The sequence below is a fragment of the Nocardia sp. BMG51109 genome (assembly GCF_000526215.1).
Classification (GTDB): Bacteria; Actinomycetota; Actinomycetes; order Mycobacteriales; family Mycobacteriaceae; genus Nocardia.
On record NZ_JAFQ01000004.1, the window covers coordinates 5488448 to 5511366 of the forward strand.

18 protein-coding genes are annotated in these 22919 nt (G+C 69.1%); 2 read left to right on the forward strand and 16 right to left on the reverse strand.

The annotated features are described in order from the left end of the window. Nucleotides 1–157 precede the first annotated feature (157 nt). A complete protein-coding gene (locus D892_RS0126295) occupies nucleotides 158–2053 on the reverse strand; it encodes a VWA domain-containing protein (protein ID WP_036567496.1) in 1896 nt (631 codons plus the stop codon). Nucleotides 2054–2341: 288 nt separating this feature from the next. On the opposite strand from D892_RS0126295, the gene D892_RS0126300 reads away from it, so the two are divergent. Beyond that, entirely contained in the window at nucleotides 2342–3586 is a 1245-nt protein-coding gene (locus tag D892_RS0126300; RefSeq protein ID WP_024804095.1) for a PLP-dependent aminotransferase family protein, read from the forward strand. Between the two features lie 73 nt (nucleotides 3587–3659). On the opposite strand, the gene D892_RS0126305 is transcribed toward D892_RS0126300, so the two are convergent. From D892_RS0126305 to D892_RS0126340, 8 genes are all read right to left on the reverse strand, one after another. Beyond that, on the reverse strand, nucleotides 3660–5012 hold the full coding sequence (locus D892_RS0126305; RefSeq protein WP_024804096.1) for an NAD(P)/FAD-dependent oxidoreductase: 1353 nt from the start codon (nucleotides 5010–5012) through the stop codon (nucleotides 3660–3662). Beyond that, nucleotides 5009–6151: a 4-hydroxyphenylpyruvate dioxygenase gene (gene hppD / locus D892_RS0126310; RefSeq protein WP_024804097.1), complete on the reverse strand. Its 1143-nt coding sequence runs from the start codon at nucleotides 6149–6151 to the stop codon at nucleotides 5009–5011. The genes D892_RS0126305 and hppD overlap by 4 nt, the downstream gene beginning before the upstream one ends. Before the next feature lie 21 nt (nucleotides 6152–6172). Then, the gene (locus D892_RS0126315; RefSeq protein ID WP_024804098.1) at nucleotides 6173–7231 is read right to left on the reverse strand and encodes a methyltransferase domain-containing protein; all 1059 of its coding nucleotides are present in this window, start codon (nucleotides 7229–7231) and stop codon (nucleotides 6173–6175) included. Nucleotides 7232–7249: 18 nt separating this feature from the next. Beyond that, nucleotides 7250–8425, reverse strand: a complete 1176-nt coding sequence (locus D892_RS0126320; RefSeq protein ID WP_024804099.1) for a cytochrome P450 — start codon at nucleotides 8423–8425, stop codon at nucleotides 7250–7252. Beyond that, entirely contained in the window at nucleotides 8422–9390 is a 969-nt protein-coding gene (locus D892_RS0126325) for a tocopherol cyclase family protein (RefSeq protein WP_024804100.1), read from the reverse strand. Before D892_RS0126325 ends, D892_RS0126320 begins: the two co-directional genes overlap by 4 nt. Further along, entirely contained in the window at nucleotides 9390–10445 is a 1056-nt protein-coding gene (locus D892_RS0126330; protein ID WP_024804101.1) for a prenyltransferase, read from the reverse strand. The genes D892_RS0126325 and D892_RS0126330 overlap by 1 nt, the downstream gene beginning before the upstream one ends. Beyond that, nucleotides 10442–11533 carry a methyltransferase gene (locus tag D892_RS0126335; protein WP_024804102.1) on the reverse strand — a complete coding sequence of 364 codons (1092 nt, stop codon included), beginning with the start codon at nucleotides 11531–11533 and terminating at the stop codon, nucleotides 10442–10444. Before D892_RS0126335 ends, D892_RS0126330 begins: the two co-directional genes overlap by 4 nt. Before the next feature lie 314 nt (nucleotides 11534–11847). Next, a complete protein-coding gene (locus D892_RS0126340) occupies nucleotides 11848–12921 on the reverse strand; it encodes a polyprenyl synthetase family protein (RefSeq protein WP_024804103.1) in 1074 nt (357 codons plus the stop codon). Between the two features lie 454 nt (nucleotides 12922–13375). On the opposite strand from D892_RS0126340, the gene D892_RS0126345 reads away from it, so the two are divergent. Further along, a complete protein-coding gene (locus D892_RS0126345; RefSeq protein ID WP_024804104.1) occupies nucleotides 13376–13756 on the forward strand; it encodes a hypothetical protein in 381 nt (126 codons plus the stop codon). Between the two features lie 148 nt (nucleotides 13757–13904). Here D892_RS0126345 and D892_RS0126350 read toward each other — a convergent pair whose 3' ends face one another. The 7 genes from D892_RS0126350 to D892_RS0126380 form a co-directional block, all read right to left on the reverse strand. Beyond that, nucleotides 13905–15263: a GDSL-type esterase/lipase family protein gene (locus D892_RS0126350; RefSeq protein WP_051499175.1), complete on the reverse strand. Its 1359-nt coding sequence runs from the start codon at nucleotides 15261–15263 to the stop codon at nucleotides 13905–13907. A gap of 312 nt (nucleotides 15264–15575) precedes the next feature. Then, nucleotides 15576–17636 carry an acetate--CoA ligase gene (locus D892_RS0126355; RefSeq protein ID WP_024804106.1) on the reverse strand — a complete coding sequence of 687 codons (2061 nt, stop codon included), beginning with the start codon at nucleotides 17634–17636 and terminating at the stop codon, nucleotides 15576–15578. Between the two features lie 106 nt (nucleotides 17637–17742). Beyond that, nucleotides 17743–19374, reverse strand: coding sequence for a cation acetate symporter (locus tag D892_RS0126360; protein WP_024804107.1), 1632 nt, complete (start codon nucleotides 19372–19374; stop codon nucleotides 17743–17745). Next, entirely contained in the window at nucleotides 19371–19727 is a 357-nt protein-coding gene (locus D892_RS0126365; RefSeq protein ID WP_024804108.1) for a DUF485 domain-containing protein, read from the reverse strand. Before D892_RS0126365 ends, D892_RS0126360 begins: the two co-directional genes overlap by 4 nt. A gap of 200 nt (nucleotides 19728–19927) precedes the next feature. Beyond that, nucleotides 19928–21619, reverse strand: a complete 1692-nt coding sequence (locus D892_RS0126370; protein WP_084161728.1) for a cation acetate symporter — start codon at nucleotides 21617–21619, stop codon at nucleotides 19928–19930. Between the two features lie 150 nt (nucleotides 21620–21769). Further along, entirely contained in the window at nucleotides 21770–22138 is a 369-nt protein-coding gene (locus D892_RS0126375; protein ID WP_024804110.1) for a hypothetical protein, read from the reverse strand. Then, a complete protein-coding gene (locus D892_RS0126380) occupies nucleotides 22135–22914 on the reverse strand; it encodes a LytTR family DNA-binding domain-containing protein (RefSeq protein ID WP_024804111.1) in 780 nt (259 codons plus the stop codon). The genes D892_RS0126375 and D892_RS0126380 overlap by 4 nt, the downstream gene beginning before the upstream one ends. Nucleotides 22915–22919: the final 5 nt, after the last annotated feature.

Below are 22919 nucleotides of genomic sequence, written 5' to 3' on the forward strand. Positions count from 1 at the left end.
AGCCTCACCTTACATCGCGTACCCGTAGATCAGAAGCCATATGGCAGTTCGGATGTCGCGACGCCTCCCGCAACCTGTACCCCGTATCCAGGAGCGAGCATCCGAAGGTGCCGCACCCGCCGCCCTCGTCTGCTGCCGAGGGCGGCGGGTCGATCGTTCAGCGTCGGCGTTTTCGCAGGACCGAGAAGCCGGTGGCGGCCACGACGACGACCACGACGAGCGCAGCGCCCGCACCGACCACGATCCAGGTGGGCGACGACGTCGTCTCGGATTCGGCTGTGGCGGTGACGGAGTCGCGGGGGGCATCGCCGCCGCCGCGTGATGCCTTGCCGAGGATCCCGTCGGGAACCGCCGTCGCGTATGTCGGGCCCGGTTCCGGGGTGCCGGACACGGTGAGGTCCAGCCGTATCGGCACCGGGATGTCGCCGTCCGCCTCCCGGGCGGAGCCGAGTTTCACCGCGATGTAGTACCAGCCCGCGAGGGCTTGGCTGCGGGCGTGGGTATCGTCGGCGTTACGGTTGCCGTACCGGACCGGGACGGTGCTCACGGCGGGGTCGCTGGTCGGCAGCACAGTGTCCTGGCCGCCGTGAACGCTTGATTCCCAAGCGATTTCCTCGGCGAGCGGGGAGTACACGGCGGTGTAGATGTGCGCCAGAGCGCCGATCCCGCCCGCGCCGTTGGCGTCGTAGTGCACCCGATACGCCAGCCCTTGGCCCCAGTCCAGTTTCACCCGGTAGAAGACGAATTCGCCGTGCCGCAGCGTATCGGTGTAGCGGCCGCTGCCATCGAGTGTCGCCGCGGTGGTGAACGAGCCGCCGCCGGCAACAGGCGTCCCGGCATTGCCCGGTTCGGAGAATGTGGCCGTCGGCAGGATCGCCTTCGGGCCGGGATCGGTTGCGGCGGGCTCGATTCCGACGAGCAACTCGAGCGGCAGCCGCTCCGGCACCCCGGTGGACACTCGCTGCCAGGTCAGCGCGACGTAGTAGCGGCCACCGCCCTTGCACTTGTCGGCGCTGCCGCCCGTCGCGGGTTCTGTCGCGCCGTCGAACGCCTTGCCGATCGTCAGCGTCGCGCCGTCGCTGGAATTGGCGACCTGCTCGACCTCCGACGTCAGGCAGTCCTTGCCGTCCCGGCCGTAGACGTCCAGGTGGAGGCTGTTGAAGTCGTCGACGGTGTCGACGCCGGGTAAGCGCGGGAACGACATGATGCCGCTGAAATACGCGGTGGCACCGGCCGGGACGTCGACGGCGTAGTACCGCTTCTCCCTCTGCCCGATGGTATCGACGTGCTGGCCCTGCACGGCCACCGGCGCGGACTGATAGTTCGAAGTACCCGTGATCGGGGTTCCCGTCGCCTGGTAGTTGCGCAGCGCTGCCGCGGTGACGCGGGGCAGGATCCGCTCCAGGGCGCGTCCGTCGGCGGCATCGGAATAGGTGCCGCCGGTGGCCTGAGCCATGCAGGTCAGCTGCGCACGGGCCTTCGTGTCCACCGCGAAGCCGATCGAGTGCACGATCAGATCCAGCCCCTCCCGCTTCAGTTCGCGAGCGACATCGCAGGGGTCGGGCGGGGAGCAGGTGTCATCTCCATCGGAGACCAGCACCACCGACCGCGGTCCCGATTTCGGCAGCGCCTCGGCGGCCGCACGCAACGAGGTACCCATCGGGGTCCAGCCGCGCGCCTGGATGCCCTCGACCGCACCGGTGAGCGCCGCCTTGTCGACATTGTCCGGCCGGCGTAACAGCTGGACATCGCGGCACCCCGCCGACTTCTCCGCTTCGCTGTTGCCGGTGCCGGTGCCGTAGGTGGCAAGGCCCACCTTGGATTCGGCAGGTGCGGAACCGACAAAGGTGCGCACCGCGTTCTTGGCAGCATCCATCATCGTGCCGGCCGGGTCCGGTCGCTGCATCGAACCCGAAGCATCCAGGACGAGCATCGTCGGCGCGTACTGCGGAGGGGGCTGATCCGGGGCCGCCTGCGCTATCTGCGGGAGAGCGGACGGCAGCAGCGCGATCATGCCGGCGGTGAGCACCGCGGCCAGTCTGGGAAATCTCATGATCCTCATCCGATCGAGCAGTCGAGCAATCAGACAATACAGACCGAATAGTTTTTCGCTTGGTGGCTGGTCATTCCCGTGACTGATGGTTCCCAGGGAATCGATTGCCATCCACCCCCGCACGACCACCGCACCGCTGACCCGGATGAGTCCGATGTCGACGGATCGGTATGCCGGACGTGCATTTTCGTCAAGCGCACGACGATATTCAGTTGTCGTGGTTCGTGCCCGAATCTGGAAGCAGGCTGTACTGCCGGATCCCGACTCGAGAGAATCCGGAACGACGACATGGGCATTCCCGATACCGCACACCGGAGCGACCCGCACGCGCACCGGTACGCACAGCGAGCCGCGGTGATGGCCAGGTGGCAGATCCCGGAGTTGTTCAGCCTCGCCGGGAAGCCGGAGGTCGTCTCGCTCGCCGGCGGTATGCCCGACCTCACCGCCCTGGATCTGGACGGCCTGGCCGAGGAGGCGTCGCGGCTGATCAGAGACGATGGCCTGGACGCGCTACAGTACGGATCGCCGCAGGGCATCCCCGCGCTGCGCGAGCAGATCTGCGAGATCTCGACGCTGGAGAGAATCCACGCGCGTGCCGACGATGTCGTCGTGACCGCCGGTTCGCAGATGGGCCTGGATCTGATAACCCGGACATTCTGCGACCCGGGCGATGTCGTGATAGCCGAGGCGCCCTGCTACGTCGGCGCATTGAGCACGTTCGCCTTCCACCAGGCCGATGTGGTTCATGTCGAGATGGATGCCGAGGGACTCGTCCCCGATGCACTGCGACAAGTGCTCGGCGCCTCGGCAGTCCGCGGCCGTCGGCCGAAATTCCTCTACAGCGTTCCGAATTTCCACAATCCGGCCGGGGTGACACTCGCCGTGGGACGACGAGCGGAAATCATGGAGATCTGCGCCCAGCACGATCTCCTGGTGGTCGAGGACAATCCTTACGGCCTGCTCGGCTTCGACGGCCGAACATATCCGGCGCTGCGTGCCATCGCGCCGGACAATGTGATCTACCTCAGCTCGTTTTCCAAGATCCTCGCACCAGGACTGCGGGTCGGCTGGGTACTCGCTCCGCCCTCGATCCGCGAAAGGCTGTTCCGGGCATCGGAATCCGCAATGCTCTGCCCTTCGGGACTCACGCAGTATCTGGTCAGCTACTACATGAACCAGAACGACTGGAAAGGCCGAATCGAGTGCGACCGGGAGACCTACCGGATACGCCGAGACGCGATGCTCACCGCGCTCGCCCGGCACCTGCCCACCGGCTGCTCCTGGACCGAACCGGACGGCGGCTTCTACGTCTGGCTTACCGTGCCCGAGGGGCTGGACACCGAGACGATGCTGCCCCATGCGATCGACCGGGGAGTTACCTACGTACCGGGCACCGCGTTTCATGCCGATCGGACGGGCACGCGACAGCTGCGCCTGGCCTACTGCCGCCCGACGCCGGAGCAGATCACGGAGGGAGTTCGCCGGCTCGGCACCGTTTTCCCTCCGCGCCGGGTCGGACCTCGACCTCGGTGAGGACCGACCGGATCGGCTCACCTTTCCCGACCATCACGGAGCGGTGGTCCGATGGGTACCGGAGCGATAGTTCTCACGTGGCGGCCGTCGAGCACAGCGCCCGCGCGAGGATCTTCGGGGTGAGCAGGGCGGTCGGTGGCGCGGTGAGGGAGATGACGTCGATGTAGCGGCCCGCGACGTCGGCGTCCCGACAGGCGCGCGCGGCCAGTCGGTCGAGCAGGCGATGCTGGAGGCGGACCAGTGGCCCGCCGGGACCGCCTGTCGTGTGCTCGTACCGGGCATCTTCGAGTGACGCCAGCTGCCAGGCGGCGTCGGCCGTCTTGGCGACGGCTCGCTGGGCGGCGAAGGCGGCGCCGGCGTCGAGGCCGTGCGCGGCGAGGACGGTGCGCAGCGCGAGCACGTTGGCCGCGGCGACCGACATCCCTTGGCCGTAAATAGGATTGAAGGTGCAGACGGCGTCGCCCAGCACCACGAAGCCGTCCGGCCAGCGTGACGACCGCTCGAAGCGAAGCCGTCTGCTGGGCCGGGGCCGGAAACCGCTGATCCGGCCGAGCGGCCGTGCGGTGCCCGCGAGCCTGCCCAGGAGTGGATCGCGGAGCTGGTCCATGAAGCCGAGATAGCCTTCTTCGCTGGTCGGCGGTTCGTCGTTGCGCATCCCGCAGAGGCCGATCATCCACCGGTCACCCTCCACCGGAAGAAGGAGCCCGCAGCGAGTCGTCTCCTCGGATTTCGGTTGCAGGAGTACGGCATCGGCCTCGGCGCCGGCCGGGCGGGTGTACATCCTGGCGGTGTAGGCCACGCCCGAATCCACACAGTCGGCGGCGGTCGGCGGCAGGCCGAGCCGGGTCAGCCAGTCCGGGGCCCGGGATCTGCGGCCGCTCGCGTCGAGGACGAAATCCGCCGCCAGTTCGCCGGCGGCACGGTCGCGGGCTGCTCCGCGGCCGCGGGTGCGGACGCCTCGCACCGCCGTGCTGGTCCCCAGTAGGCCGGTGACGACGGTGGACTGTCTGATGGTGATCCGGGGATCGGTCAGTACCCGTCTGCGCACGGTCCAGTCGATCAGTGGTCTGGTGCAGGTCAGCAGGGTCCGGTCGGCCGGGGTGGCCGTCAGCCAGCCCGCCGTCGTGAGAATCCGGATACCGCTGGGCAGGCCGACGGTGACCGCGCCGGCGTCCACGAGTTCCTCGACGATTCCGGGAAGTAACTGCTGCAGTGCCCGCTGGCCGCCGGGCAGCAGCATGTGGGGCAGGCGGTCCTGCGGTACTCCGCCGCGGCTCTCCGCTGTCTCCGGGATCGTGTCGCTCTCGACGAGGATCACGTCGTCGACGTGCCGGGCGACGACGTGCGCGGCGAGGCAGCCCGTCAGCCCGGCGCCGATCACGACGGCGCGGCGCCGCGCGTTCCCCCGGGTGCGGCCGGGAGTCACAGATTTCCCCGTTTCCCCTGCTCGCGTTCGACGGCCTCGAACAGAGCCTTGAAGTTGCCCTTGCCGAACCCTGCCGAGCCGTTTCGTTCGATGATTTCCAGGAAGAACGTGGGGCGGTCGAGGAGCGGGCGGGTGAAGATCTGGAGCAGGTAGCCGTCCTCGTCGCGGTCGACCAGGATCCCGCGCCGCCGCAATTCCTCGATGGGCACGCGTACGGTGCCGATCCGCGCGCGGAGCTCGGGGTCCTCGTAGTACGAGTCCGGTGTCGGGAGGAATTCGATGCCGCCGGAGCGCAGGAAGTCGGTGCAGCCGAGGATGTCGTCGGTCTCCAGCGCGATGTGCTGGACACCCGGACCCGCGTGGTACTCGAGGTACTCATCGATCTGGGACCGGCGCTTGCCGGCGGCGGGTTCGTTCATCGGGAGCTTGATCCGGCGGGCCGGGTCCGCCGCCACCCTGCTCATCAGGGCCGAGTATTCGGTGGCTATATCGTCGCCGATGAACTCGGCCATGGTGGTGAATCCGAGGACGCGCCGGTAGAAGTCGACCCACTGGTCCATGCCGCCGACCTCGACGCAGCCGACGACGTGATCGATCCGCCGGTACCAGGCGTGCGGCTCGGCCGGTGCCGGGTACTCGGTGAAGCCGGGCAGGGACGAGCCGGTGAAGCGGGAGCGGTCCAGGAGGGTGTGGCGCAGGTCGCCGTAGACGGCGATCGCGGCGTGCCGCACCACACCGCGCTCGTCGGCGATGTCGCGGGGCTCGGCCAGGCTCGTGGCACCCTGACCGACCGCGTGCCGGTGCGCTTCGTCCACATCGGACACGGTCAGGGCGATGTCGCTGACCCCGTCGCCGTGGGCCGCGGCCCAGGCGGCCGGTGCCGACCGCGGGGAGACCCCTCCGGTGAGCAGGAAGCGGACGGAACCCGACCGGAGGAGGTACTCCACGTTGCCGTCGCGCGTGCCCGCGGCCGGTTCCCGGTACGCGACCGGGGTCATGCCGAACGTCCGCGCGTAGAAGTGTGCCGCCTGCTTGGCGTTTCCCACCTGGAACCTGATGTGGTCGATATCGATGATGTCGAACGGCAGCCGCGGGGCGGTCCGGGCCGTGCGGTCGCCGAGCGTGGTGTGACTGGACATGACTCTTCTTTTCACTGGGGCTCACGGCCGGGCTTCGAAAACGGACAGGACAGGTGTGTGGGCCGCCAGCCGGATCGAGGTGAAGCCGGCTTCGGTCAGCAGTTCGGTCCACCGGGCCGGGCCGACCTGGTTGCCGAGGTCGAATTCGCCGTCCTGGGCGAGCGCGCCCGGCACGCACACGATCGTCGACGCCGCGTAGAAGAAGCGACCGAGGGGATGATGGTTGCCTTCGGCGTGGTCGGAAGCGGTGGGTTCCACCAGCATCAGCACGCCGTCGGAGGCCAGGTGCTCGCGGGCGTGGCGGGCGGTCCCGACCGGGTCGCCCATGTCGTGCACCGCGTTGAAGGCGCAGATCAGATCGTAGGTGCCGGGAAAACCGCGCGCGTCCGCGAGCTGGAAGGAGAGGTTGGCGGGTGCGCCCGCGTCCCGGGCCCGGGAGCGCGCGGTCGTGATCGTGGCGTCGTCGAAGTCGAATCCGGTCACCCTGCTGGCGGGGAAGGACCTGGCCAGCAGGATCGCCGAACCGCCTGCCCCGCAGCCGATATCGGCGATCCGGGCGCCCCGGCGCAGCCGCGGGACGAGGCCTTCTATCGAGGGCAGCCACGACCGCACGAGCAGCTCCCGGTAGAACGGCTGGAAGGAACGCTCCAGCCCGCTGAGATGGCGGTGATCGTGCTCGCCCCACGGAATCCCCGCCCCGGTGCGGAACGCGGTGGCGAGCATCCCGGCATCGGCCCACGCGGCGGCCACTCCGTCGAAGCCGCCGAGCAGATAGGTGGGACTGTCCGGGTCGGCGACCACTTCCGCGTGTTCCGGGGGAAGGACGAAGGTTCCGTCCCCGGGCCGGTACTCCACCCAGCCCGCGGCCGCCTGGTTGTGCAGCCATTCACGGACGTAGCGCTCGGCGACGCCGCAGCGGTGGGCGAGTTCCCCGGAGGTCACGGGCGCGCTGTCGCCCATCGCGCGGTACAAGCCCAGCAGGTCCCCGAGATGGATGAGGACGGCCGAGAGGGAGATGCCCAGTTCGGTGGTGACCTGGCCGAGAAATGCCGTCTTCCTGGTGTCGCGGGATTCGCCCACGGTCGTCGCCTCCTTCGGCTACCACGTGACGGGCAGGGCGTGCAGCCCTTCGGTGAGCGATCCGTCCGTCCAGCGGAGCTCCTCCTCGCCGACGGCCGGCCGGAGCCACGGCAGTCGCTGGGCGAACTCGGTGAGCGCGACGGTCAGCTCCAGCCGTGCGAGGGACGCGCCCAGGCAGTAGTGCGGCCCGTGTCCGAAGCTGAGATGGTGCGTGTCGGCGCGCGTGCCGGTGAGCCGGTCGCCGGCGGGGAACCGGTGCGGATCCCGGTTGGCGACCGAGGTGCAGGGCAGAACGGGGCAGCCGCCGGGGATCGGCACGCCGGACAGCTCCACGTCGCTGGTCGCGACGCGCGGCAGGACCAGTTGCGTGGGGGGAGCGAGCCTGAGCAACTCCTCGACGACGTGGGCCGCGGTGTCCGGGTTCGTGGCCAGGGCGCGGTAGAGGTCCGGCTCGCGCAGCAGCCGGACGACGCTCCGGCCGAGCGTCGCGATCGTGGTCTCGTAACCGAGGCAGGCGATGCTCGCGAGCATCGTGGTCAGCTGAATGTCCGTCAGCGCACCGGTTTCGCGGGCGGCGAGCAGTTCGGTGACGATATCGGGACCGGGTTCCCGGCGCCGCAGGGCGATCAGCCCTTCGACGTAGGCCGTCATCTCCCGCGCGGCACGCCGGGACCGCTCGACGGAGGTCAGGTCGACCGCCTCCAGGGTCCACTGCCTGATCCGGTCCCGGTCCGCGTCCGGGATACCCCACATCTCGCAGATGATCATCAGCGGGAACGGGATCGCGAAGGAGGACATCAGGTCGGCGGGCGGACCCTGCTCGACGAGGTCGTCCAGCAGACCGTTCGCCACGCGCTCGACGGCCGGCCGGAGCCGCGCGATCCGTCTCGCGGAGAAGGCGGGCATCAGGACCTTGCGCAGCGCCGTGTGCGCGGGCGGGTCCATGTCGACGAGTTGCCCGCCGCCGCCTTCGAACCCGGTGAATCGGATCTGGGAGGCCGCGCGGCTGAACCGCGGGTCCTCGAGGACCGCCCGCACGGCGTCGTAGTCGGTGACCAGGTACGCGGCCGAGCCTCCGGGCAGGGATACCGGCCGGACCGGCAGCGTTCGCGCCGACCGAACGAGGCCGGGCGGCGGTTCGATCCGGTCGGTGCGCCGCAGCAGCAGCTCCAGATCCGGCGGGGACGAGTTCATGTGTCGAACCCTCCGGCTTCGAGGCTCGCGAGTGGGGTCTCGCCGGCGAACACCGGCCGTCCGTCGCGTTCCACATCGAGGCGCAGGCGGCCGGTGAGGTAGTGCGTGGCGGGCCGGGTGCGGCGCAGCGCGGGCATCGGCAGTGGCAGCGTGCGGGGGACGCTGCCGCCGGTGTCGGCGGTCACGACGACGCGGGAGCGGAGATCCCGCCCGGTCACCTGCCAGGTGCCCTGGCCGATCCTGGTCCGCACGCCGGCGAACGGTGGCGCCAGGCGGATCACCCGGGGGCCGACCCTCGCGACGAGCACGGAAGGATTGGCCGACACGTTCCCCAGCCGGAGCGCGCTGCCGGCGAAGGCGACACAGACGTCCGGCCGGTCGAAGCCGTGTGCCTGGCCCCACCACCACCGCGTCGGGAATCCCCTGCCCCACGCCTTCTCCGCGTAGGCCGTGAACTCCCCGAGCTTCCAGGACTCGGTGCCCACCCGGGCGTAGCCGTCGAGCCGGGCGTCGAAGACATGGGGATGCCAGTAGTGGGGGAGGCCGGGCAGCACCGAGAACAGCCCGCCGGCGTGCAGCCCTCGGCCCGGCCACGACGAGGTCGGCAGGACAGCGGTACTGAGCTCGGCTTCCTCGCCCAGGTTCACGTCCAGCTGCCCCTCCCGGTACCGGAACCGGGTCCCGGCGCGGAAACCGAAGCCGGGACTGCCGGCGACGTCCCGTTCGACCACCATGGTCCGCTGGAAGCCGCCGGGTTCGGCGGCCAGCACGATGCCGGCCCAGGCGCCTTCGGGGTGCTGATTGACGGTGCACGCCGCGAGCAGGACGCGCCCGTTCGCGGCGTCGGTGAACCGCCACAGGTACCCCTCGGTTTCGGTGCCGTGCAACGGAAGTGGATCGCCGAAGGGCAGGTCGGCTCCGGTGCGCCGCCACCTCTCGGCCGCCGACGAGGCTCGCGCGGTCATCACGATCTCCTGCCCAGCACGAGGGTGCGTGTCACCCAGACGGCGAAGAGTGCGAGGGACACGCCGCAACACACCAGCCAGAGCACCGGAAGGTCGCGACCGTGTGCGGCCATGTCGGCCACGAGGCCCACGATGATCGCGGTGGACATGAGCGGCATATGCAGTGAGGACCACAGGGTGACCTGGTTCGCGCGCCGCGCGTCGCCCATGGCTCCCGTGTGCACCTGGTGCACGACCCAGAGCGGCACCGGCAGGGTGACCGCCATGATCGCCGCGGTGACCGGTGGTATCGGGCCCGCGACCGCCGCCACGATCAACGCGGCGTAGGTGGCGAGCTGACCGGCCGCGTAGACGCGGGCGACCCCGGTGCGGGTCAGGACCCCGGCCTGGGTCTTCTTCCCGACCCGGAGATCGCCTTCGATATCGGAGAGGTTCATGATCAGGCAGCGCAGGAACTGGAGCACGAAGACGATCCCGACGCAGGAGAAGAGCATCCCGGACAATCGCGGGGTCTGGAGGGAGAACGCGAGTACCGGTCCGAGCGCGTAGAGCACCGAGGCGCAGGTGATCTCCCCGAGCGCGTGGTAGTTGAGCCGCAGGGGTGGCGCCGTGTAGAACCACGCCAGCAGCAGGATCAGCAGCGCGATGGTCCGGGAGGTGACGCCGGGCATGTACACGATCGGCACGATCGCCAGGAACAGGAGTACGAACGCGGCGCTCAGGCTGACGATCGGGTCCAGGAACCCGCGGACCAGGACCCGGCTGCCGCCGGTCCACGACGTGGGGGTGTCGTTGGCGCGGTCGGCCTCCAGATCGAAGTATTCGTTGCAGTAATGCGTCATGAGATGGGCGCACCAGGCGAACGCGACCGTGACCAGGTACCAGCCGACGGTGAAACGGGCACCGCCGTGTACCGCCAAGGAGCTACCGAAACCGACCACCAGCAGGCTCTGGAAGAGGAACTTGAATCGGCCCATGGCCAGGAAGGCGGCCAGCGGGCCCGGCCGGCCCGCGGTGACGGCCGCCGGATGCGCCCCGGTCATCGTGCTGCTCATTTCGTCGCGATGATGATCCCGTGTGGCGTCCACCCGGGAAAACTGATCCGTTCACAACGCGCGAATCCGGCTTCGCGCAGGCATTCCTCGTGCTGACGCCAGGAATAGATCATGCCGCCCTCCGCGGGTACCGCGGCGAAATAGGCGCTGTCCAGTGCGGCGACCAGCGGGCCGTCCCCGGCGTCGTTCGACATCGAATTGAAGATGACCACGCGCCCGCCCTCGGGCAGCGCCTGATAGGCCTTGCGCAGCAGCACGGTGTTCTGCTGGAGCGTCCAGATGACAAGCTGATGCGCGAAGAGAATGCAGTCGTACCCGCCGGGCAGCGGTTCGGTGAACATGTCCCCGGCCACGACGGAAACCCGGTCGGCCAGTTCCGCTTCGACGATGCGCTGTTCGGCCACGGTGACGCAGGCCGGAATCTCGAAGACGGTCACCTTCAGCTGCGGATTGGCCCTGGCGACGGCAATCGCGTTCACCGCGTCACCGCCGCCGCAGTCGAGGATCCGATGCGTGTCCGTGAGGTCCAGGTTGGCGACCAGGTGCTGATTGGCCAGTTCCGACCACGAGCGCATGTACCGGTAGAACACACCCGACAGGTGCGGATTCTCGCCGAGGCGCCGGTACAGGTCGGTGTCGGTCCCGGGGATCCGGCGCAGGCCCACGTTGGTGTTAGAGCGGAGTGAGGCGACGAAATCCGCATGCCCTTCGTAGGTGATGTAGTGCTCGAAGAAGACGGTGTTCTCGATGTGCTTCCATTGCCCGGCCCCCATCAGGGTGGAAACGGTTTCGCCGAGCATGTAGAGGTCACCTTTTTTGCGGAGCAGCCGCAACGCGGTGCAGCCGAGCAGGAGAATGTCGGCGGCCCGTGGTTCGAGCCGGAGTTCGGCCGCGATGGCGCCCTTGGTGCGGCCGACGTTCTCCCCGAGCAACTCGAACAACCCGAGTTCGCAAGCTGCGTGGAGGTACTGGAAGGCCGCGTGCCCGAACAGGATCCGGGACAACCCGTCCATGTCGGCGGCGGCCGCTGGTCGAGGCAGCGATTCGGGATATGGGTGGCCGGTGTTGTCCGGTGCGAGCGAGGGCACGATCGATACTTTCTGTCGGGTCGGGTGGCTGCGGTGTGGTGGCAGCGTGGGCGACGGCGTACAGGGCGGCGCGGGCTTCGGCGGTGATCGCGGCGGGCTCGCAACGCGCCGAGCGCGGCGGCAACCCTGATTCCAGACTCACCTACCGGCAGTCGAAGCTGAACGTCATCGCCCGCATGACGGTGATGAGCGGCTTGCATAGTTGTTGTGCGCCGGCGGCCCGCCCCCCATTCCGGCGGTCCGCTGCCGGAGTCCGTCACAGCCACCGTTCGCCGGGCTGATCGGGTGGGGCCTCTGCCCGCCGGCGGCGCGTGTCAGCTCGACCGATGTGCCAGGTAGCGGGCCAGCGCCCTCAGCTCGGTGACGGCGTCGTCGTCGACGGGATCGGCCTCCGCCAGGGAATCGAATGCGCGCTTCCACCGGCGGGGTATCTCCGTGCGGACCCAGTCCCGGCCTCCGGCCTGCTCGATGAGCATCGCCGCCTCGCCGACTGCGCGCTGATCCGGTACCCGTGCACTGCGATACAGCTGTGCCAGGCGTTTCCCGGCCGCACTGTCGGAGGCCAGTGCCGCGACCACCGGCAGCGTCTGCTTCTTCCTCGCCAGATCGGCACCGGCGGGTTTGCCGGTGCGCCGGGAGTCGCCCCAGATGCCGAGCAGGTCGTCGACCAGCTGGAACACCATCCCGAGCTGCCGGCCGAACTCCCAATAGCACAGCCCGGCACCGGGATCGGCGCCGGCGGTCAGCGCGCCCAGTTGGCAGGCCGCCCCGAGCAGACCGCCGGTCTTGTTCTCGGCCGTCGCGATCGCGTCGGCGAGGGTCACGTCGCTGCGCTGTTCGAAGGATGTGTCGGCGGCCTGTCCCCGGCACAGATCCATCAAGGTCCGGGCCAGTACCACCGGTGCGGTCGGCACCGGCACGGATGCGACGAGATCCGAGGCCAGGGCCAGCAGACCGTCACCGGTCAGCACCGCGGTGCCGGTTCCGAACACCGTCCATGCCGCCGGGCGGTGCCGCCGGGTCCGGTCGCCATCCATGACATCGTCGTGCAGCAAGGAGAAGTCGTGGATCAGTTCCACCGCCACCGCGGCCGGTACGGCCCGGACCGGCCGGCCACCGGCGGCACGCGCCGACAGGAGTGTCAGGGCCGGGCGGATCGCCTTTCCCGTGGCGCGGGCCGGATTTCCGTCGCTGTCGGCCCAGCCGATGTGGTATTTGGCGACAGCGTCGAGCGGACCGGGCAGGCGCTCGATCGCGGCACGGTAGGAAGGCTCCGTCAGCTGCCGCGCCTCGTCCAGGATCTGGGAAACCGAACGTGACCGCTCGGCTGACTCGCACTGCCCGAAGTCCCCGGAATCACGGGTGATCGCCGGATCCATCGACATCATGGCGCCCTCCTGTCACATCCGATGAGGGTATGGAACGGTGCGAGATATCGACGGAACACCTTCCGCACCACCATGGCTCGACCAACGAAAGCCAGTGGGATACATCCTCGTCCGGCAACGGTCCGAACGGAGGACCCGTCCGCGCATCTCCACTATTCCGGGCGCGCATGGCCGGGCCGAACCGGGACCGGCGTACCCGGATTACCGTGCGAAAGCCCAACGTCCGTAAATGATGCGGTGGCATAGGGAATCGAATGGGAAAGTTCGGCCCCGACACCCTGCGCGACCTACCTCCGAGGTGGCGAGGTTCCGGTTCGATAGCTTGTGATCGCGTGTCGAATCCGGGGAGATCGGGACGAATCGGCGCGCACCTGATTCGCTCCGGTCATAGATTTGGAGGATCTCCGTGAGGCCACGGTTCGCAATTTCCGGAATGGCCCCCGTCCTTGTAGCGATGGCGATCGTGACGTTGTCGTCACCGATTGCCGACGCCTCCGAGTCGCGGTGCGGTACGACGCTGGAGAGCTGGGTCGGCGATGGGCAGGAGGCCGAGTATGTCGGAGGCAATACCATCGTCCATCTGACAGGCGATTCCGGCGAAGCAGCCGAAGCCGCCGAAGGCGACGGGTGGATCGAGGTCGACGGCGATCGGCAGGGCGTTCGTTACCGGCTCATGACGCAGGGCGACGACGAGGACGGCGGAATTGTCTTCATGCGCTCCGGATCCCGGTATCACTTGACATCCCTCGTCCAGCCGATCTGTAGTGCACACGGTCAGGTCACCAGCGCGATGTATTCGGACGTCCGGCTGGAACGGAAAACATCTGGGCCGTAGAGGTTCGGCCGAACCGTGTGCCGGCGGTGGCGAGGGCGGCTCAGCCTGTCTGCCGGGTGCGGACGGCGGCCGATTCCTCGATTCGAATGGCCCTCGCGGAGCGGCGGTTTCGGTAGGTCGCGCTGTTGACGGACGACGGTCATTCCGTTCAGCAAGCGGGGGGCCGGGAAGTAGCGAGCATGGCGAGGTCGATCGTCTCGGCCATGGCCCGGTAACCGGCGGGGCTGGGGTGCAGGTGGTCGGGGCTGGAGTAGATGTCTCGCAGGACGGTCGGGTCGGCGGGGTCGCGGAGTGCCGCGTCGAAGTCGACGATGCCGTCGGCGGGGGCCTGATCACGTATCCAGGCGTTGATCTGCTGGCGGTTGGTCTCGCTGCGGGGCGCGATCAGGACGCCGTCGACGAGGGCATCGGAGGCAGGCAGGAGCGTTCCCAGCCAGATCTTCTTACCGTGGCGATGCGCGGTGGCGATGAGTTGCTCGTATCCGGCGATCATCGCCGAGGCGTCGGCGGCCGGGGGAAGACCGAGGTCGTTGATTCCCTCCTGGACGAGCACGCCGCCGGTGCCGGCTTGCCCGAGGGCGTCACGTTCGAACCGCGACAGGCCGCTCGGGCCGAGGAGCAGCGGTTCACCGCTGGTGAGTACACGGTTGCTGCCGATTCCGGCGTTGACGATCGAGATCGGGATGCCTTCGGCATCGAGGCGGCGTTGCAGGATGTCGGGGTAGCGGCCGTTGGTGTCGGCCACCGCGCGGTCGGCCGGAACGGAGAGCGGGCTCGTGCCGACGAAGCCGTCGGTGATGGAGTCGCCGAAGGCCACGACGGCTCCGGTGCCGCCGGGTGCGAGGACGTCTACCGCATTGACGTAGAACCAGGATCCTGTGGTCGAGGTGAACTGTTCGGGGCCTGGTCGTGCGGTCAGGTCGCCGCTGCCGGCGGGCGAATAGTAGGAGGTGGCATTGGCGTTCCAGTGCTTGGTCGGTGGCCCGGCCCGATCGGCCACGTGGATGCTGACGGCAAGCGGTGCGGATGCCGCGACGGGGAACGACACCGGGTCGCTGACGACATCGGCGCCGGCGGCCACGGTGGTAGCCGCCTTCCCGTCGAACAGGACCGGTTGGATATCGGTAACCGCCGCGCCGGATACCTGGTTGCCGATGCTGACGTTGTCGAACGTGACGGGTGCGAGTCCGAATCGGTTCGTCAGGTGCACCCGCAGTTGTGATCCGCCCAGGTGCGGGGTGACGACCATACGGAAGGTCTGATCATCGACGGCGAGTGGGACCGGTCCGCCTGTCGCGTCCAGCGGAGTCACGGCATCGGTGGGGCTACCTGTCCACGCCGCCACGAAATGCGTCCCGCCGCAATCGTTTTCCTGCGCGTGGACCGCGGCGGGCTGTGTCGCTGTCATGGCCGAGGCGAATGCCAGTACGGTGGCGGCCAGCAAGGAGGTGCGGGGCGAGACCAGCCGTGTGCGTGACCGCCGAGACGGCCTACGTGTGGTGCTCATGGTCGAACTCTCATTTCACTTCGTTGTGAACTTTCCGATTCGGATACCGGTCGGCCGAGGACCTCTATGGGCCGAGACTACGGCGGGACCGGCGGTGTGCTGCCGCGCCGTCGTCCTGATGCCGGTCGGATGCGGTGGCCGATGTCATGGGCGACGATGGTATCCGGTGCGCGTCCGGCGACAGCGGCGATGGTTGTCGCGGGGCAGTACGTCGCGGCGTTGCCCGGCAGCAGCGCTCCGTCGAGGATGTTGTGCCCGGGCCGACCGCAACCGCTCCGGCTCTCTCGTGCTTCTCGCAGTACATTGCACTGGTTACCAGTTGGTTTTGCGGGCGCGGATGGCTTCGAAGACGTGGGGGTCGACCAGGGTGGAGGTGTCGCCGAGTTCGCGGCCTTCGGCGACGTCGCGTAGCAGGCGGCGCATGATCTTGCCGGAGCGGGTTTTGGGTAGTTCGGGCACGGTGTGGATTTCGCGGGGGCGGGCGATCGGGGAGATCTCGCGGGAGACTTCGGCTTTCAGCTCGTCGACGAGGTCCTGGCCGGTGTCGGTCGCTGCGCCGGTGAGGATGACGAACGCGACGATGCCCTGGCCGGTGGTGTCGTCGCTGGCGCCGACGACGGCGGCTTCGGCGACGCCGTGGTGTCCGACGAGGGCGGATTCGACCTCGGCGGTGGAGATGCGGTGGCCGGAGATGTTCATGACGTCGTCGACGCGGCCGAGTATCCACAGGTCGCCGTCGGTGTCGAGTTTGGCGCCGTCGCCGGCGAAGTACCAGCCGTGTGTGGCGTAGCGCTGCCAGTAGGTGGCCTGGAAGCGTTGCGGGTCGCCCCAGATGCCGCGCAGCATGGACGGCCAGGGCTGGTCGAGTACCAGGTAGCCGTTGGCTTCGGTGTCGCCGAGCGGCACCGTAGTGCCTTCTTCGTCGACGACTTTCGCGGAGATGCCGGGCAGCGGGCGCATGGCGGCGCCGGGTTTGGTGGCGGTGACGCCGGGCAGCGGGGAGAGCATGATGGCGCCGGTCTCGGTCTGCCACCAGGTGTCCACGACCGGGGTGCGGTTGGCGCCGATGACCTCGCGGAACCAGCGCCATGCCTCGGGGTTGATGGGTTCGCCGACCGAGCCGAGGACCCGCAGGCTGGACAGGTCGTGGCCGGCGGGGATCTCGCGGCCCCATTTCATGAACGTGCGTACCAGTGTGGGTGCGGTGTAGTAGATGGTGACGCCGTATTTTTCGATGGTCTGCCAGTGCCGGTGCTCGTCGGGGAAGTTCGGGGTGCCTTCGTAGACGACCTGGGTGGCGCGGTTGGACAGGGGCCCGTAGACGATGTAGCTGTGCCCGGTGACCCAGCCGATGTCGGCGGTGCACCAGTACACGTCGCGGCCGGGTTTGTGGTCGAACACGGTGTGGTGGGTGTAGGACACCTGGGTCAGGTAGCCACCGCAGGTGTGCAGGATGCCTTTCGGTTTGCCGGTGGTGCCGGAGGTGTAGAGGATGTAGAGCGGGTGCTCGGCGTCGAAGGGCTGGGCCTCGTGTTCGGGGGAGGCTTTCGCGACGGTGTCGTGCCACCACAGGTCGCGGCCCTCGGTCCACGGGATCTCGATCGCGGTGCGCCGCACCACCAGCACGTGCTCCACGCTCGACGGTGTGCTGTGTTCACGGGGCGCACCCGCGGGCCCTGCGTGGTGACGCTCCGCTGCCTCCTCCGGGCCTGACGCGGGTGCGCCCGCGTGCGCGTAGAGCGCCTCGTCCACGGCCTCCTTCAAGGGTGCCGCCTTGCCGCGCCGCCATTGCCCGTCGGTGGTGATCACCAGGCGGGCCTCGGCGTCGTCGACGCGCTGGCGCAGGGCGGTGGGGGAGAACCCGGCGAACACCACCGAGTGGGTCAGGCCCAGCCGCGCGCAGGCCAGCATCGACACGATCGCCTCGGGCACCATCGGCATGTAGATGGCGACCCGGTCACCGGCCTCGAGGCCCAGCTCGGTGAGGTAGTTCGCGGCGCGGGACACCTCGGCCAGCAGATCGGCGTAGGTGATCGCGCGGGAGTCGCCGGGCTCGCCTTCCCAGTGGAGGGCGACCTGGTCGCCGTGGCCGTCGAGCACGTGGCGGTCCACGCAGTTGTAGGCGACGTTCAGCTTCCCGCCGGTGAACCAGCGCGCGAACGGGGCGTCGTCCCAGTCCAGGACCCGCGTCCACGGTTGGTGCCAGTGCAGGCGGCCGGCCTGCTCGGCCCAGAACGCCTCGCGGTCGGCGGTGGCCCGGTCGTAGAGAGACGCGTCGGCGTTGGCAGCGGCGGCGAACTCCGCGGTCGGCGGATACGCCGGTGGCGAAGTCGTATCCGTTGCGGTGCCATTACCGGTGACTGTGTCGGTCAACGTCGATCTCCTGTACTGCTGGACTAGTGCGTAGTGCTTCGCGTGGTGCTGGTGCCGCCTGGGGCACGCGCGTTCGGTTGTCCGCGGCGAACGCGCCGGACACCGGTCAATGCGCGGCGGCCTTCTCCGCGCCGACGCCGGTGAGGGAGCGGACCTCCATCTCGGCGGCCTTGCCGTCGTCGTCCTTCGCCCCGAGCAGCGTGCCGACCGCACCGAGCGCGAAAGCCAGTGGGATGGATACGATTCCGGGATTCGACAGCGGGAACCAGGCGAAATCGGCGCCGGGAATCATCGCGGCCTTGTCGCCGGATACGGCGGGGGAGAACACGATCAGCACGAGCGTCGAGATCAGGCCGCCGTACATGCTCCACAGCGCGCCGGTGGTATTGAACCGTCGCCAGAACAGCGAGTAGAGGATGGTCGGCAGGTTCGCGGCGGCGGCGACGGCGAAGGCCAGCGCGACCAGGAATGCGATGTTCTGGCCGTTGGCGAGGATTCCGAGGCCGATGGCGAGCACGCCGATCACGACCGCGGTGATCCGGGAGACCCGGACCTGTTTACCGTCGTCGACGGTGCCGCGCTTGATGACTCCGGCATAGATGTCGTGGGCGAAGGATGTCGCGGCGGTGATGGTGAGGCCGGCGACGACGGCGAGGATGGTGGCGAAGGCGACCGCGGAGATGACGCCGAGCAGGACGACACCGCCGAGTTCGAAGGCGAGCAGCGGCGCCGCGGAGTTCTGTCCGCCGGCAGCGGCGAGGATGCGGTCGGGGCCGACGATGGCGGCGGCGCCGTAGCCGAGGACGAGGGTGAACAGGTAGAACGCGCCGATCAGTCCGATCGCCCACACGACCGACCGGCGCGCCTCCTTCGCGGTCGGCACGGTGTAGAACCGCATCAGGACGTGCGGCAGACCGGCGGTGCCGAGCACCAGCGCCAGACCGAGAGAGACGAAGTTCAGCTTGGAGGTGGCGCTGCCGCCGTACTGTGCTCCGGGTGCGAGTACGTCGCGGGCTGCCACCGTCTTGCTCGCGGAGCCCGTGACCGACTCCTGCGCGGAGCGGAGGATGGCGGAGACGTCGAAGCCGAACTTGCCGAGCACCATGACGGTCATCAGTGCCGCGCCCGCGATGAGGAGCACGGCCTTGATGATCTGCACCCAGGTCGTGCCTTTCATGCCGCCGACGAGCACGTACACGATCATCAGCACACCGACGACGGCGATGACGATCGATTGCCCGGTCCTACTGGAGATGTCGAGCAGCAGGGCGACCAGGCCGCCGGCGCCCGCCATCTGGGCGAGCAGGTAGAACAGGGACACGGCGAGCGTGGTGAGCGCGGCGGCGGTGCGGACCGGACGTTGTTTCAGCCGGAAGCTGAGCACGTCGGCCATGGTGAATTTGCCGGTGTTGCGGAGCATTTCGGCGACCAGCAGGAGGGCGACGAGCCACGCGACGAGGAATCCGATGGAGTACAGGAACCCGTCGTAGCCGTAGACGGCGATGGCGCCGGCGATGCCGAGAAAGCTTGCGGCGGACAGGTAGTCACCCGCGATGGCGATGCCGTTCTGCGGGCCGGTGAAGCCGCGGCCGCCGGTGAAATAGTCCGCGGCGGTACGGGTGTTGCGGCTGGCCCGGATGACCACGACCATGGTGATCGCGACGAAGGCACAGAAGATCGCGATGTTCGCGGCCGGATTGCCCACCGTTTCGGCGGCGGCGAGGTATGTCCGGTTCACGCCCGTCCTCCTTCGAGCCGGTCGCGGAGGGCGGCCGCGCGCGGGTCGAGCTGCCGCCCGGCGAAACGGACGTACAGCCCGGTGATCACGAAGGTGGACACGAACTGCGCCAGCCCGAGCAGTAATCCGGTATTGATATCACCGAACACCTTGGTGGCCATGAAGTCGTGCGCGTAGGCGCCGAGCAGCACGTAGGCGAGGTACCAGAGCAGGAATACGGCGGTCATCGGGAACACGAAGCGCCGCAACCGGGTTCGCAGTTCCTGGAACTGTGGGCTGGAGCGGACGGTCTCGAAATCCGCCGCGCTCGGCGTCGGCCGCGGCGCCGCCGGAGCGCTGTCGATGTCGGTCATCGGGTTCCTCGCATGTGACGGGTCTTACGAGTCGTCGACGTTATCGGCCCGTCCCGGCCGGCCGCGGCATGTGGCGGCGGTCACTCGGCGAAGGCGGCCGACTGTGCGATAAGCGGTCGGTCGGACGCGACGAACGGTCGGCGCGTGATCGGTCACCGTGGGCGCAGGGTGAGGGATCACCGTGGGCGCAGGGTGTGGAATCACCGTGGGCGCAGGGTGCGCTCGCGGTCGGCGCCCATACCGAGTCGCTCGGGTGCGTGCAGCCGTACGAAGATGCGGCCGACCCGCACGGGGTCCTGCCCCCGTGTGCACGAGCTGACGATGATCATCGACAGGAAGGCGAGCGGGACGCTGAACGCGGCCGGGTAATCGAGGAGAGTGGCGAGCCAGCCGTCGGCGACGTCGTCGGAGATGCCGCCCAGGACCGAGATCGTGGTGGCGCCGCCGGCGGTGAGGCCGCCGATGATCAGCCCCGTGGCGGCGCCGGCCGCGGTCAGACCGCGCCACCAGATGCCGAGCACCAGCACCGGGCACAGTGTGGAGGCCGCCACCGAGAAGGCCAGCGCCACGGTGCGGGACAGGTCGAGGGAGGTCACCGCGAGCGACAGGCCGAGCGGCACGATTCCCGCGGCCAGCGCGGCGGCACGGAAGTCGCGGATTCGCCCGCGCAGCACGTCGGTGCTGAGCACACCGGCGATGCTGACGAGCAAACCGGAGGAGGTCGACAGGAACGCCGCCAGCGCACCGGCGGCGACCACCGCCGTCAGCAACTGCCCCGGCAGTCCCGCCAGCACCGACCCCGGCAGCAGCACCACGGCCGCGTCGGATGTTCCCGTGATCAGCAGCTGCGGTACGTACAGTCGCGCGAACACGCCGAGCAGGACCGGGAACAGGTAGAAGACGCCGACCAGTCCGATGACGGCGAGCGCGGTGGAGCGGGCGGCACGGCCGTCGGTGTTGGTGTAGAAGCGCACCAGGACGTGCGGTAGTCCCATGGTGCCGAGAAACGTCGCGATGATCAGTGAATACACCTGGTACAGAGGATGTTTCCCGCCGAAACCGCCGCCCGGGGACAGCCACGCGTCACCGTCCGTCGGGGCACCGGCCACCACGGGCACCGCGTCGCCCGCCGCCAGGACCAGCCGCGTGCCCGATCCGAGTTCGTGCTCCCCGGCGGCCAGGACGGTGGGGCCGTCCACGGCACGCCCGTCGAGTGTGCCGGTGATCGACACCTGCTGGGCGGCGCCGACCTGCACTACGACGTCGGTGGAGATGTCGACCGCGGTGTGTTCGCTGACCACCGGTGGCGCCGGCCGGCCCAGCTCCCGGTCCGCGTCCAGGAAGTGCCCGAGCAGCACCAGGGCGGGCAGCGCCACCGCGGTGAGCTTGAGCCAGTACTGGAACGCCTGCACCAGTGTGGTCGAACGCATCCCGCCGCCGGCGACATTGGCGATCACCAGCCCGCCCACCGCGACCGCGCCGACCCAGCCGGGGACGCCGAGGAGGATCCGGAGCGTCAGCCCCGCACCCTGGAACTGCGGGATGAGATACACCGCGCAGATCAGCACCACGATCACGGCGGCCAGCCTCCGCAACGGCACCGAGCCGAGCCGGAACTCGACGAAGTCGGGGACGGTGTAGGCGCCCGACCGTCGCAACGGCGCCGCGACGAACAACAACAGGGCGAGGTACCCGGCGGTGAAACCGACCGGATACCACAGCGCGTCGGCGCCGTACTTCGCGATCAGGCCCGCAACGCCGAGAAACGATGCGGCCGAGAGGTATTCGCCGGAGATTGCCGCCGCGTTCCAGCGAGGTCCGACGCTGCGCGAGGCCACGAGGAAATCCGACGTGGTGCGCGCCAGCCGCACGCCGTAGATGCCGATCGCCATGGTCGCGCCGGCCGCCAGGACCAGTGCGGCGACGGTCAGCGCCGGCGACGTCGCGGTGCTCACGATCGTCGCTCACTGCCTCGGCCGGCCACAGCACGTGCGACGAGCCGGGACCGTTCCGCCGCCGGCCGGACCACGGTGCCGCGCATATCAGTCCTCCGCCAGATCGAGGAAGTCGTTCTCGTTGCGGTCCGCCCGGCGGACGAAGACCCAACCGGCAACGAACAACAGCGGATACGCCGCGACCCCGAGCAGCAGCCACGGCAGGCGGATGCCGAGCACGACGAGCGATCCCGACTCGCCCAGGCGGAACAGCAGCGGCAGCGAACTCAGCACCAGCACGGCGAGCAGGCCCATCCGCACGGCCAACGCGAACTGAGCGCGGATCAGGCCACCGATCAGTGCGGCACCGATCTCGGTCTGCTCGGCCACCTCGACCCGTGTGCGCACCCTGCGCGCCCCGCGCCGCTCGGCCAGCACCACCCGCTGGCGCGGCGGCCGCCGCTGAGGCCCCGTCACCGCTCGGTCCGTGCCTGCGGCGGTGCGTGCACGAGTCGCTGCTTGAGCTCGCGTACCTGACGCCTGCTGACCGGCAGTTCCACCGCGTCGCCGGAGCCGTCGGCGCGCAGGCACACCACCGTGCCCGTGCCGACCGTCCGCAGCCCGGTCACCGACCACAGCGCCACCAGGTATGAACGGTGCACCCGCAGGAACCCCGCGTCACGCCAGCGGGCTTCCAACGCCGACAACGGAATCCGTACCAGGTGAGATCCGGTGCCGGTGTGCAGGCGCGCATAGTCACCGTCGGCCTCGACCCACGTCACGGTCGACCGGTGGACGAACGTGGTCACACCACCCAGTTCGACCGGGATGACCTCGTTGGGGTCCCGGTGCGGCCGGATCGCCGCCTGCGAGTCCACGATCCGCCGTACCGCCGCGGCCAACCGCTCCTCCCGCAGCGGCTTCAACAGGTAGTCGACCGCACCGAGGTCGAAGGCCGATACGGCGCGGTCGTCGTGTGCGGTCACGAAGACCACCGCGGGCGGATTCGCGAACTCCGAGAGGATCCCCGCCAGCTCCATCCCGTCGAGACCGGGCATATTGATATCCAGAAACACCGCGTCCACCGGATGCGCGCGCAACAACCGCAGCGCCGTGGTCGCGTCGTCCGCCCCGTGCACCTCGCCGATCTCCGGCTGCGCACGCAACAGATGCACCAGCTCGTCCAGCGCCGGCTTCTCGTCGTCTACGGCCAGCACGCGCAGCCTCGCGCCGGCCTCTTCGATGGCCCACATCACAA